Raw genomic sequence first — 12,387 nt, 5'->3', positions numbered from 1 at the left:
TCCGGAAATGCCCCAATGATGTGATCGAAAGGAGGTGCGCCCATGCAGGAACAGCTTCTTCACCAATTGACTGAACTGGTGCAAAACCTGGCAAACGATATGGCTGCGATCAAGCAAGACATGCAGACGATGAAGCAAGATATGGAAACCATGAAACAAGATATGGAAACCATGAAACAAGATATGGAAACCATGAAACAAGATATGGAAACCATGAAGCAAGATATAGACACTATGAAGCAAGAAGTACAGGCAGTAAAACAAAAAGTAGACAAACTTGAGAAACGAATGGACAAGCAAGAAGAAGAGCTTCATTGGCTGAAAGAACAAGTGAAAGAAAATACGGAGATGGTCAAGGCTGTCCGCGACAACCAGCTTGAACAGAGAAGCATTCAAGATGCCATGCGCCATGACATCGCCGCCATTCGCGGAGAGATCGTCGATATTCGCGCACAAATGGCGACAAAAGAAGACATCTCGCTCATTCATCAGCGGCTCGACTATCAAATTAGCCGCATCGCCCGTACGGAAGAGGAGATTCACTTGTTGAAAACGGCGAACTAGCAGGCACAACGTTATTGCTCCAGGAAAACGTCTCCCTTTTCCATTTGTTTTGCACCGACTCGACGATAAACCGGACGATCCGTTCTTTCGCACGCCATCTCCGCGCTTTGCGGGCTGGATCAATGCCATGGGCTAGTATAAGCTGTTTCAGCGCAGGCACTTCAAGCGGCTGCAGGCATTGGCCGGCCTTTTTGCGACAGGAGGATGCGTATCTCCCGCTGATTCACGAAAAAGCCACACGGGATCAACCCGTGTGGCCTTGCTTGCATCCTCAATACGGCACTTCAATCAATTCTCCTGTTGCAATGCTTGATTCGTTTCTTCCACTGCTTTATTGAGCGCCTCTTGCGGATCAACCCCTTCATATAACCGTTCCATCGCCTTCACAACATGTTGCCGCGATTCCGGAAAAACTGTGATTAGCGCCCCTTGGGTGGCAGGGGTTGATTTTGTTTCATGCAGCTGGTCAACGGTCACTTTTAACTGCGGATATGTTTTCCATTCATCTTTGACAAGCGGCTCCTTATAGGCAGCCGGGTTGATGGCAAAATAACCTGTCCGCACGTGCCATTCCGCTTGAACCGGAGCGGTTGTCAAGTATTTCATGAACTCCCATGCCGCCTTTTGTTCCTCTTCGCTGCTTCCTTTCATCATCCAAAGTGAAGCCCCTCCGATGACGACGCCTTGGCGTTCAACACCATCCGGAACAGGCAAATAGGAGACGCCTACATCAAATGGTGAATGATTGATCACTGTTTTGACACCAGCGGACGAATCCAAGTACATCGCTACCTTCCCAGCTTGAAAGGCGGCACGCATGTCATCCCAGTTTTGACCGGCGTTATAAAACGTGCCGTCTCGGTGCATATCGCGGATCAACTCAAACACACGTTTTCCTTCCTCTTCGTTAAACACCGCTTTTGTTGCATCGCCGCTTCGACCGTTATCGTTGTTCACATACAATCCACCTTGCACCGCCACCATCTCTTCAAAAAACCAGCCATAGTTCAAAATCGAAAACCCATATTGCACCGTTTCGTTTCCTTTTTTCTTCGTCAGCTTTTTCGCCGCTTCTTTCAGCTCGCTGTAGGTGAGCGGAGGGTTCTCAGGATCGAGCCCGGCCTCGCGAAATGCATCTTTATTGTAAATCAACACAGGCGTTGAGGAGTTAAACGGCATCGAGTAAATGCGGCCGTCAACCGTATAATAGCTGACAATGTTTTTCTCCCATTGCGAAACGTCATACTTATCCTTATCGATCCATGTTTGCACGGGAACAATTTGCCCGCTGTCAATCATATATTTCGTCCCGACTTCAAACGTCTGCATGATCGTTGGCGCATCTTCCGTCCCAGCTACCGTGTTCCATTTCGTCAGCGCTTCCTCATATGTACCTTGAAACACAGGCTTTACCTCAATCTCCGAATGGGTTTGATTAAAATCCGCTACAATGTCATGTAACACCGTCTGCAAGTCCCCGCTCATCGAATGCCAAAACACGACTTCCGTCTTTTTACCGGCCGCCCCCCCATTGGAACCGACGCTTGAGCATCCTGCTCCAAGCCATACTAAAGCTATTAAAACAATCAGAACGCTTCTCACCTTTTTTCTCCTCCCCGCTATTGAATCGCTCCTTGCATAAACCCTTTGCGCAATTGCTTCTGGCCGGCAAACAATAGCAGCAATGTCGGCAGCATCGCGACGACAGCCGCTGCCATGACGACACCCCAGCTGCTCGCAATCTCCTGCGTCTGTAGCTGTTTCAGCCCAATCTGCACGGTGCGGACGCGGTCATCGTTCGTAACGAGCAGCGGCCATAAATACATATTCCAAGCATCTAAGAAACTATAAACGGCCAACGTCACCAAGCCCGTTTTCGAAAGCGGAAGCACGACGCGGCAAAAAAAGCGGAAATTCCCGATGCCGGACAGACGGGCCGCCTCGTACAGCTCATGAGGAATTTGGCGAAACTGCTGCCGCAATAAAAAGATGCCAAATGCCATCGCCCAAAACGGCACGGTTAACCCTAAGTAATCGTTCGTCCAGCCGAGCTGCTGGATCGTTAAAAAATTCGGAATGACAGTCGCCTCCCACGGAACAAGCATCGTTGCAATGCAAACGTAAAACCATAGATCCCGGCCTGGAAAACGGAGAAACACAAAGGCAAAAGCAGCCAAGCTCGAAACGATCAGGCGCCCGACCGTAATCACTGAGGCGACCAATACGCTATTGAACAAATAACGACCAAGTGGCGCCTGTTCAAAAGCCGCTTCATAATTGACCCACTCCCAGCGGTCAGGCCATAGATGCCCCGCGAAAATATCGGCTCCATCCATGAAACTCATCAAGAGAGCATAGACCATCGGAAATAAGAGAAGCACCGAACATAAGCATAACACTCCATAATCCAAAGCTGTCCGCACCGTTCTCATTGATAGTGCACCTTCCTCTCAGCAAACCGAAACTGCAAAAACGTGATTACGGCGATGATTAGAAACAATACGATCGCCTGGGCACTCGCGAAACCGAACTGGTAGTTGACGAACGCTTCCCGGTAAATGGCATAAACGAACACATTCGTGGCATCGACTGGCCCGCCTTTTGTTAAAAAGTCGATTTGTCCGAACGTTTGCAATGCTTGAATGAGCGAGACAGTCGTGACAAAAAACAATGTCGGCGATAGCAGCGGCACGGTCACCGTCCATAATTGGCGCCAATAGCTAAATCCGGCAATGCGCGCGCTTTCGTACAAGGACGGGTCGATGTTTTGCAGGCCGGCTAGCAACAACAAAAAGGTAAACCCAATATTCATCCATATCGTTGCTATCGCCACCGCATACAACGCCGTATCGGGATCAAGCAGCCACGAAACAGAAGCTAAGCCGGTCGTAGACAACAAGCGGTTAATGATCCCAATCGCTGGGTTGTACATAAACATCCAAATGACAGAAGCGGCGGCCACGCTCATTCCCATCGTAGAAGCGAAAAACGTTCGAAAGATCCCGATTCCTTTCCGCTTTTCATGGACGAGCAGCGCCAGACCGAACGAAATCACGATTGTAGCCGGGACAGTGAGCGCCGCAAATAGAAACGTCGTCTTTACGCTATGCCAAAACGTCTCGTCTTGAAACAAGGCGGCAAAATGCGCTAACCCAGCAAATTCCGTCGGCTTCCCTTGGTAGTCCGTATGAAACACACTTAAGTACAATGTTCGAGCTAACGGATAAAATAAAAATATACCGAACAGAAGGAGGGAAGGGAAAAGGTACATCATTCCTTCCAACCATGACTTCACAGTTGTTTGCCGAGCCGCCTGTTTTGCTTGGGCCGGCCATGGCGATGGTGGAAAGACCGGCGAAACACGTTCATTCATCCGTCAATCCGCACCTCCTCCCTCCTGATCGGAAGCCCGATTCGTTTCCCGTGCTCATCGAAAAAGAGCAGCGCTCGCTCATCAAACGAAAATGATGCCAATTCCCCTAGTCTTATGTTCCATTGTCCGTTCCATCGTGCCGTCCAGTGAAGATGCTTCGTCAGCTCAAACGTCACGAACGTCTCATTGCCAAGCCATTCGATATGGACAACTTTGGCTGTCACATGCCCCTCGCCTAGTTCTGCTCGATAGATATGCTCCGGGCGAAGGCCGATCGTCACCCGTTCCACCTTAGGCAAAGGGCGGTACATAAAACGAATGGGCCGCTCGTTTTGCAATAGCAGCGAATGTTCAAGTACGTGCGCCTCTGCCAAGTTCATTGGCGGCGTTCCGATAAATGAAGCGACAAACGTGTTGTCTGGATGATTGTAAATATCGAGCGGAGCGCCAACTTGCTGCGGGCGTCCGGCATGCAAAATCATCATCCGATCTGCCATCGTCATTGCCTCTGTTTGATCGTGAGTGACATAGATGACCGTCATGCCGAGCTGCCGCTGCAAGCGGCGAAGCTCACTGCGCATTTTGGCCCGCAGTTTCGCATCTAAATTGGAGAGCGGCTCGTCCATTAAACAAAGCGGAGTTCTTGCAACGATCGCTCGCCCTAAGGCGACACGCTGGCGCTGTCCCCCTGATAGCTCCCGCGGCTTCTGTTGCAATACGTCCGTTATCCCAAGCATTTCTGCCGCTTCCATGCAGCGCCTCATTTGTTCTTCTTTCGGCACCTTTTGCGCCTGCAAGCCGATTCGCATATTTTGCTCCACCGTTAAATGCGGATATAACGCATAGTTTTGAAAAACCATGGATAATTGACGGGTGTGAGGCGGCCAGTCGTTCGCTACCTGCCCGTCGATCAATACGTAACCCGACGTCAGCGATTCAAGGCCGGCAATCAGCCGCAAAATCGTGCTTTTGCCGCATCCTGACGGGCCAACAAGAACAAAAAACTCTCCTGATTCAATCGCCACACTCACATTCTCCACAACCCGCTTTTTTCCATCATACGATTTCGTCACTTCGACAAGCTCAAGAAACGCCATTCCCTTCCCTCCTCTTTCCCTGTTTTCTATTCCATCGTAATCCATTTTTGTAAATACTGTCTGAACGTACTTTTCGATTTGTGTAAATATTTCGTAATTGAATGCTCTTCCCCTACGCTAACACTTCAAATTGGGAGATTCCTGGCCCTCCCGCTCTACGGCGGACGGCTCACCAAGCTGTCCCCGTACGTCCCTCGGTTGAGCTGACTTATAAAAAATGGGAGGTCTTCCCGTTTTAGGATGATAAAAAAGACGCCCTGACAACGCAGAGCGTCCTGTCTTTAAATTTGATTGTTTTCCATAAGCAACGACAAACATCCGACGGCAATTAACGAACCCCTCTCATCAACCGCTGGATGCTTGGCGCGAGCGCGAATAAGATGAAGCTTAAGACGAGCGCCGCCCCGCCAATCGTGCCAAAATACGCCGTTTCGTTTTCCGGCGTGTAAAAACGGACAAGCTGGGCGTTGATCGCTTGCGCCGCGGCGTTTGATAAAAACCAAAGGCTCATCGTTTGCGCCGAAAACGCTGCAGGAGCGAGTTTTGTCGTCGCTGACAGGCCGACCGGCGACAGGCAAAGCTCACCGAGCACGACGATGAAATAGCTCAACACAAGCCAAATCGGATGGACGAGCTCTCCGCCGCTGAAATAGCCCGGCACGAGGATGACGATAAACGACAGGCCGGCAAACAAAAGGCCAAGGGCGAATTTTTGCGGGATCGTCGGCTGGCGTTTGCCGAGCTTTACCCACATCCAGGCGAACACCGGAGCCAAAATGATGATAAATAGCGGGTTCAGCGACTGGAACCATGCAGGCGACAAGTGGATGCCGGCGACATCCAACTGCGTCCGTTTATCCGCATAGTTTGCCAAAATGGTCGACCCTTGTTCCTGGATGGCCCAAAACATCGCCGAAGCGATAAACAGCGGAATGTAGGCGATGACGCGCGACCGCTCTTCGGCCGTCGTTTTCGGGCTGCGGTACATCACGACAAAATAAATGATCGGAATGATGATGCCTAAAATACCGACGAGCGAAATAAACGTTTCAACCGTAAACCAGCCGTTCGGAATCAAGATCGCGAGCAGCACAGCAATGATGACCGCTGCGGTTGCAACGATCGCAACCGTTTTTTTCTTTTCCTCCGGCGCCAGCGGGTTTGGTACATACGTCCCCGCCAACCCGAGATTTTTCTTTCTTGTCGCCACAAACACAACCAGCCCAAGAAACATACCGACAGCGGCGAGCCCGAAACCGAGATGGAAGTTGTACTTCATCCCAGCCGTTCCAACAACAAGCGGAGCCAAAAAAGCACCCAGATTAATCCCCATGTAAAAAATGCTAAATCCGGCGTCGCGGCGCTCATCGCCAGGCTTGTACATATCGCCGACAATGCTGGAGACGTTCGGTTTCAACAACCCCGTTCCCAAGACAATGAGTGCCATCGACACAAACAGCGCCGTCGCCCCGCCCGGCAACGCTAACGCGATATGGCCGGCCATAATGAGAATGCCGCCATAGAAAACTGCGCGTGAAGTTCCAAACACCCGGTCAGCAAGCCAGCCGCCAATGATTCCAGACATGTACACAAGCGCCCCATAAATCGACATAATTGCGAGCGCCAGATGTTCATCAAGGCCCAGCCCGCCTTTCGATACTTCGTAATACATGTAGTACACTAAAATGGCGCGCATGCCGTAGTACGAAAAGCGCTCCCAAAACTCGGTAAAAAAGAGCGTAAACAGCCCTCTCGGATGGCCGAAAAAGCCCCGCTGCGGAACACTGGCAGCGATTTGTTGCTTGTCAATGGATGACATAACCACTACTTACCTCCTTTAAATTCTTTTAATATAATAATTCATTATGTTTATATTGTCAAAAAATTTTTGTATGATTTATATAAACGATGAATAAAACAACAATATTAAGAAAAATAATATTATTTAAATAAAAATCATAAAAAAATGTTTCTCTCTTTCCGTTTTGTTCGTTCTTGGAAAACCCTTTTCCGCTTTTCGTAGATCATGTATAATCAATGGCAGGGAATCGTCGTTTCCCCAACAGCACTATTTCCTCTCCGTCTCATCTGCATCTTTGTCTCCACCGCAATTTCCTTATCGTATTGACAATTAGGAAAGGATGTTGCCCATGAGCGAGCCGTGGCGTCTTATTTTGGACAAGTTGGAAATCATGCAGCAGGAAATGACAGAGATGAAGGCCAATGTGGCCACCAAGGAAGAACTTGAGGACATCAAAAACAATATGGCCACCAAACAAGAGCTTGAAAATATCAAAGCTCGCATGGCGACCAAAGAAGAACTTGAACACATCAAAGCCAACATGGCCACCAAGGAAGAACTTGAGGACATAAAGGAGAATATGGCGACAAAAGCGGAGCTGAATGAAGTCAAAGCCGACATGGCAAAAGGATTTTCCACTGTTCATCAAGCCATTCGGGAAATCGATGCGATCGTGAAACGACTTGAGCAAAACCAAGAGCAACAAATGCAACTATTGTTGCGCCAAGAGCGGATCATCGATATGTTATGCCGCCGGTCGCTTGAACATGAAGCGGCGATTGCGGATCTCCGCCTTGCCATCAAAAGCTAATATCTGCCCCGTCGCCGCTTTCGTTCCCCGTGACGTTGCGCATCGATCTATTCGTCCTAATACGAACAAGGCACTTTCTATTCCGCGCATTTCCATTCTCGTATGAAATGTGTTATACTTATTGTCATACTGATCACCAATGAAAGGGGATGTGGGAATGCTATATCCGTATAACGGAAAACGTCCGAATGTTCACAAAACTACATTCATCGCTCCGGGAGCCTATTTGATCGGAGACGTCACCGTCGGGCCGGAATCGACCATTTGGTTCAATGCTGTTCTGCGCGGCGATGAAGGCCCGATTACGATCGGCGCCCGAACGAGCATTCAAGACAATACAACCTGCCATTTGTATGAAGGATCGCCGCTCGTTGTGGAAGATGAAGTGACGGTAGGGCATAATGTGATTCTTCACGGCTGTACGATCCGCCGACGCTCGATCATCGGCATGGGGTCGACGATTTTGGATGGGGCCGAAATCGGCGAAGAATGCATCATCGGCGCCAACACGTTAATCCCGTCCGGCAAAAAAATTCCGCCCCGCTCGCTCGTCATCGGCTCGCCCGGAAAAGTGGTGCGTGAGCTGACAGATAAAGACCTTGAGCTCATCCAGCTGTCGATTGATACATATGTTCAAAAAGGAAAAGAGTATCGCGAACAGCTGGCTAATCATCGGTAATAACGCCTTAAAAACAAATCATCAGAGAGCAGATGGTTGCACGAAAAAACGATATTTACAGCCATCTGTCCGTACACCTTATGGTTAAAAGAAAAGAGCCAGCCAGAGGGCATGGCTCTTCATTTATGATTCATCCGCGTTTTGCACAATCATCTTCCACACTCATCACGTGGTTTTGCTTCTATTTTCAGAAGTTCATCACTTTTTCAATGGCATGCAACACACGCGCTGGCGTTGGCAAATAATCGTCTTCATAAGCGAAAAACGGCACTGGAACGTCAAATCCCGCCACCCGTTCGGCCGGCGCTTTTTGATAGAAAAACGAAGTATCGTTGATGACAGCGAGAATGTCATTAGCCAATCCACCCGTCGCATGCGCTTCCTGAACGATCACGGTTCTCCCGGTCTTTTGCACCGACTCGGCGATGAGGGCCTTGTCAAGCGGGTAAAGCGTACGCAAGTCGAGGACATCGGCATAAATCCCTTTTTTCTCCGCTTCTCCCGCCGCCTTCATAGCAACGGGCACCATGGCCCCCCACGCAATGACGGTCACGTCGTCCCCTTCACGCAGCTTTTTCCCTTTGCCAATTTCAATCGTATATTTTCCTTCCGGAACGTCTTCGCGAAACGCGCGATAGCTGCGCATCGGTTCTAAGAAGAGGACAGGGTCCGGGTCTTCAATCGCGGCGATGAGCAACCCTTTGGCGTCATACGGCGATGCGGGGCAAACGACTTTGATGCCTGGCATATGGGTAAACAGCGCTTCCGTGCTGTCCGAATGAATTTCCGGGGCTCGCACACCCGCGCCGTACGGGGCGCGAATGACCAAGGGCACGGTAAAATGCCCTCTTGTCCGCGCACGCATGCGCGCCGCATGGGTCATGATTTGTTCATAGGCTGGGTAGATAAAACCTAAAAATTGAATTTCCACGACAGGACGAAATCCGTTCAGCGCCATTCCAATCGCTGCACCCGTAAATCCAGCTTCGCTTAACGGAGTGTCAATCACCCTCTCTTTGCCGAATTCTTCAAGCAGGCCGTCCGTGGCGCGAAACACACCGCCATTTTTCCCGATGTCTTCCCCAAGCAGAATGACATCTTCACGCTCTTTGAGCATGGTACGAAGCGCATCATTGACCGCTTGCACGATGGTGAGCGATTTGACGCCTACTTTGGTGATCATCTTTCCATCCCCCGCTTCCATTGAAGATACGCTTCTTTCTGCTCGGCAATCGTCCATGTCGGCTGGGCGAACACAAAGTCAAACATGTCCGACACATCCGCTTTTGGGTAACGTTCCATTTCCACAACCGCCTGCTCGATTTCGGCGTTCACTTCCTCTTGCACTTGATTCACCCATTCTTCATCCCACCAGCCTTCCCGTTGCATGAAACGCTCGACTCGTTGGATCGGGTCGGTTGTGTCGCGCCGCTTCTTGCTTTCCTCCTGATCGCGATATCTGGACGGGTCATCGGACGTCGTATGGGCGCCATAACGCCATGTCACCGCTTCGATTAACGTCGGCCCCCCTCCATTTCTCGCCCGCTCGAGCGCCTCAATGGTTTTGAAATACACGGCAAACACGTCATTTCCATCGATGCGAAGGCCAGGAATATCGTACGCCACCGCTTTTTGGGCGATCGTTTTTGTCTTCATCTGACGGCTGATCGGAACGGAAATCGCATATTGGTTGTTTTGGTTGAAAAAGACGACAGGCGCGTGGAAAACGCTTGCGAAATTCAATCCCTCATGGAAATCTCCTTCCGATGTTGCTCCGTCACCGAAGTACACAATCACCGCATTTTTCGTCCCCTTCCATTTTTCGGCGCACGCCGCCCCCGCTGCATGAGGGAGTTGCGTGGCAATGGGAACGCTCGGCGGAACGATTTTTTTCCCTTCAGGAGGGACACATCCTTCCGTCCGCCCTTTCCAGTATAAAAGAGTTGTCGTTAACGAACGGCCGAACGTCATCATCGCCCCATGGTCGCGGTAGGTCGGAAACATCCAATCGCCATCATCGAGGGCAAGCGCACTTCCGACTTGACACGCCTCTTGTCCTTCGTACGGCACATACGTCCCGATGCGCCCTTGCCGCTGCAGGCTGACACATTTTCGGTCAACCATTCTCGTGCGAATCAGATGACGGTACATCGTCATCGTCAATTCTTTCGTGATTTGTTCACGATATTCAGGCTGCACGATCGCTCCTTCTTCATTCAATACTTGCACCATCGGGAAATCGAGTTCCATATCATTCCTCCTCTCCATGGCGTTGAATGGCCGATCCATCAGCCTAGTACCGCACGATCGCTCACAAGCTGTTCCCCGCGAATGCGTTGGAATTCCGCGAGCAACTTTTCTACCGTTAAACGTTGCTTTTCAGTCTCATCCACTTCGAAAATGATCTGCCCTTTATCCATCATGATGAGGCGGTTTCCTAAATCGATGGCCTGCTGCATATGATGGGTGACCATCAAGGTCGTCAATCGATATCGCTCCACAATCTCTTTTGTTAAGCTGGTGATCAACTCCGCCCTAGCCGGATCGAGGGCCGCTGTATGTTCATCGAGCAGCAAAATGGCAGGTTCGGTGAACGTCGCCATAAGCAAAGACAACGCCTGCCGCTCTCCGCCCGAGAGCAAGCCAACTTTCGCCTGGAGACGGTTTTCTAAACCGAGATGAAGGGTGGAGAGCAACTCGCGAAACTCATCGCGCCGTTTTTTCGTCACTCCACGGCAGAGCGTGCGCTTTTGATTGCGTGTATACGCCATCGCTAAATTCTCCTCAATCGTCATGTTTGGCGCCGTTCCGGCCATCGGATCTTGAAACACCCTTCCGATATAGCGGGAGCGGACGTATTCCGGCATCAGGGTGACATCTTGGCCGTCAATCCAAATCGTTCCTTCATCAGGAAACAATACTCCTGAAATCATATTCATCAAGGTCGATTTGCCTGCTCCGTTGCTGCCGATCACAGTGACAAAATCGCCTTTTTGAAGCGTTAAATGAATGTTTTGGAGCGCGATCTTTTCATCAGGCGTTCCCTCGTGAAACACTTTATAAATCCCTTTTAACTGCAACATCCGCCTCACCCTTTCCCGTTGCGGCAACGGCCATCACCTGCGCCCGATCCCGTCTTTTTTCTTCTTTGCGTTTTTTCTCTTTTTGTTGACGAGCCATTTGCGGAACAACGAGCGCCAAAATGACAATGCATGCCGTAATGAGCTTCACATCCCCTGTTTCGAGAAATTGGACGCGCAAAGCGAGACTCACAACAATGCGGTACATGATCGCTCCACCGATCACGGCAAGCGTAGCTCGCGCGATCGTTTTCGTTCCAAATACCGCTTCGCCGATAATGACAGAAGCCAGACCGATAATGATCATGCCAATTCCCATCCCGACATCGGCAAACGCGCCGTACTGAGCAACAAGCGCCCCCGAGAACGCGACCATGGCATTGGAAAGTCCCAACCCGAAGACAATGAGCAAGTTGGTGTTCGCCGACAGGCTGCGAATCATGCGTGGATTATCCCCTGTCGCCCGAATCGCAAGTCCCATTTCTGTCTGTAAAAACCAGTCTGTGAACCATTTAAACAAAAGAGCAAGCAACGTCATCGACAGGAAAATTCCCCATGTTTTTGCCGCGGCCGAGTCAAGTCCGATTTTCGTCCCCCAATCTTGAATGGTTGTAAAGACGGTCTTTTGATTTAAAAGAGGTACATTCGAACGCCCCATGATGCGAAGATTGATCGAATACAGCGCAATCATCATTAAAATGCCCGACAAAAGCGGATTGACCTTCCCTGCTGTATGAAGAAGCCCGGTCATACACCCGGCAGCGAATCCAACGAAAAGCGCTAGACACGTCGCCACAAACGGATTGGCCCCGTTGACAATCAACGTCGCCGCCACCGCTGCCCCGGTCACAAAGCTGCCGTCCACCGTTAAATCCGGAAAATCTAAAATACGAAACGATAAATAGACGCCTAATGCCATGATGGCATAAATCAGTCCTGATTCAACTGCTCCTGTCATTGCCGTCAACAAAAGCGTTCATCC

Annotated in this window: 12 protein-coding genes; 3 read left to right on the top strand and 9 right to left on the bottom strand. The window is 50.2% G+C overall.

Annotated features, from left to right (window positions below):
* Positions 1 to 42: 42 nt before the first annotated feature.
* On the top strand, positions 43 to 564 hold the full coding sequence (locus IC803_RS06860; RefSeq protein WP_190304277.1) for a hypothetical protein: 522 nt from the start codon (positions 43 to 45) through the stop codon (positions 562 to 564).
* A 288-nt stretch (positions 565 to 852) separates the two neighbouring features.
* Here the strand turns inward: IC803_RS06860 and IC803_RS06855 are convergent, their stop codons facing one another.
* The 5 genes from IC803_RS06855 to IC803_RS06835 form a co-directional block, all read right to left on the bottom strand.
* Complete coding sequence (locus tag IC803_RS06855) at positions 853 to 2,166, bottom strand: ABC transporter substrate-binding protein (protein WP_081211030.1); 1,314 nt, start codon at positions 2,164 to 2,166, stop codon at positions 853 to 855.
* A gap of 17 nt (positions 2,167 to 2,183) precedes the next feature.
* The gene (locus tag IC803_RS06850) at positions 2,184 to 2,996 is read right to left on the bottom strand and encodes a carbohydrate ABC transporter permease (RefSeq protein WP_081211029.1); all 813 of its coding nucleotides are present in this window, start codon (positions 2,994 to 2,996) and stop codon (positions 2,184 to 2,186) included.
* Entirely contained in the window at positions 2,993 to 3,937 is a 945-nt protein-coding gene (locus IC803_RS06845; RefSeq protein ID WP_081211028.1) for a carbohydrate ABC transporter permease, read from the bottom strand. Before IC803_RS06845 ends, IC803_RS06850 begins: the two co-directional genes overlap by 4 nt.
* Positions 3,934 to 5,034, bottom strand: a complete 1,101-nt coding sequence (locus tag IC803_RS06840) for an ABC transporter ATP-binding protein (protein WP_081211027.1) — start codon at positions 5,032 to 5,034, stop codon at positions 3,934 to 3,936. The genes IC803_RS06845 and IC803_RS06840 overlap by 4 nt, the downstream gene beginning before the upstream one ends.
* 328 nt (positions 5,035 to 5,362) lie before the next feature.
* Positions 5,363 to 6,853 carry a peptide MFS transporter gene (locus IC803_RS06835; protein ID WP_081211026.1) on the bottom strand — a complete coding sequence of 497 codons (1,491 nt, stop codon included), beginning with the start codon at positions 6,851 to 6,853 and terminating at the stop codon, positions 5,363 to 5,365.
* Between the two features lie 331 nt (positions 6,854 to 7,184).
* Here IC803_RS06835 and IC803_RS06830 point away from each other — a divergent pair, with 331 nt between their 5' ends.
* Both IC803_RS06830 and IC803_RS06825 read left to right on the top strand, forming a co-directional pair.
* The gene (locus tag IC803_RS06830; RefSeq protein WP_081211025.1) at positions 7,185 to 7,646 is read left to right on the top strand and encodes a hypothetical protein; all 462 of its coding nucleotides are present in this window, start codon (positions 7,185 to 7,187) and stop codon (positions 7,644 to 7,646) included.
* Between the two features lie 157 nt (positions 7,647 to 7,803).
* Positions 7,804 to 8,325 carry a gamma carbonic anhydrase family protein gene (locus tag IC803_RS06825; RefSeq protein WP_081211024.1) on the top strand — a complete coding sequence of 174 codons (522 nt, stop codon included), beginning with the start codon at positions 7,804 to 7,806 and terminating at the stop codon, positions 8,323 to 8,325.
* Between the two features lie 187 nt (positions 8,326 to 8,512).
* Here the strand turns inward: IC803_RS06825 and IC803_RS06820 are convergent, their stop codons facing one another.
* From IC803_RS06820 to IC803_RS06805, 4 genes are read right to left on the bottom strand one after another with little or no spacing between them, the layout of a single operon-like run.
* Positions 8,513 to 9,508, bottom strand: a complete 996-nt coding sequence (locus IC803_RS06820) for an alpha-ketoacid dehydrogenase subunit beta (RefSeq protein ID WP_081211022.1) — start codon at positions 9,506 to 9,508, stop codon at positions 8,513 to 8,515.
* Entirely contained in the window at positions 9,505 to 10,575 is a 1,071-nt protein-coding gene (gene pdhA / locus IC803_RS06815; protein ID WP_081211021.1) for a pyruvate dehydrogenase (acetyl-transferring) E1 component subunit alpha, read from the bottom strand. The genes IC803_RS06820 and pdhA overlap by 4 nt, the downstream gene beginning before the upstream one ends.
* 38 nt (positions 10,576 to 10,613) lie before the next feature.
* On the bottom strand, positions 10,614 to 11,408 hold the full coding sequence (locus IC803_RS06810) for an ABC transporter ATP-binding protein (protein ID WP_081211020.1): 795 nt from the start codon (positions 11,406 to 11,408) through the stop codon (positions 10,614 to 10,616).
* Entirely contained in the window at positions 11,383 to 12,375 is a 993-nt protein-coding gene (locus IC803_RS06805; protein ID WP_081211019.1) for an ABC transporter permease, read from the bottom strand. Before IC803_RS06805 ends, IC803_RS06810 begins: the two co-directional genes overlap by 26 nt.
* Positions 12,376 to 12,387 lie beyond the last annotated feature (12 nt).

The organism is Geobacillus sp. 46C-IIa (assembly GCF_014679505.1).
In the GTDB taxonomy this organism is placed as follows: Bacteria; Bacillota; Bacilli; order Bacillales; family Anoxybacillaceae; genus Geobacillus.
This window is presented reverse-complemented; position numbering and strand designations above follow the sequence as displayed.

Coding starts and splice junctions, on each gene's coding strand:
- IC803_RS06835 (WP_081211026.1), bottom strand. CDS start 6,853: ATGTCATCCATTGACAAGCAACAAATCGCTGCCAGTGTTCCGCAGCGG.
- IC803_RS06845 (WP_081211028.1), bottom strand. CDS start 3,937: ATGAATGAACGTGTTTCGCCGGTCTTTCCACCATCGCCATGGCCGGCC.
- IC803_RS06810 (WP_081211020.1), bottom strand. CDS start 11,408: ATGTTGCAGTTAAAAGGGATTTATAAAGTGTTTCACGAGGGAACGCCT.
- IC803_RS06840 (WP_081211027.1), bottom strand. CDS start 5,034: ATGGCGTTTCTTGAGCTTGTCGAAGTGACGAAATCGTATGATGGAAAA.
- pdhA (WP_081211021.1), bottom strand. CDS start 10,575: ATGGAACTCGATTTCCCGATGGTGCAAGTATTGAATGAAGAAGGAGCG.
- IC803_RS06850 (WP_081211029.1), bottom strand. CDS start 2,996: ATGAGAACGGTGCGGACAGCTTTGGATTATGGAGTGTTATGCTTATGT.
- IC803_RS06825 (WP_081211024.1), top strand. CDS start 7,804: ATGCTATATCCGTATAACGGAAAACGTCCGAATGTTCACAAAACTACA.
- IC803_RS06860 (WP_190304277.1), top strand. CDS start 43: ATGCAGGAACAGCTTCTTCACCAATTGACTGAACTGGTGCAAAACCTG.
- IC803_RS06830 (WP_081211025.1), top strand. CDS start 7,185: ATGAGCGAGCCGTGGCGTCTTATTTTGGACAAGTTGGAAATCATGCAG.
- IC803_RS06820 (WP_081211022.1), bottom strand. CDS start 9,508: ATGATCACCAAAGTAGGCGTCAAATCGCTCACCATCGTGCAAGCGGTC.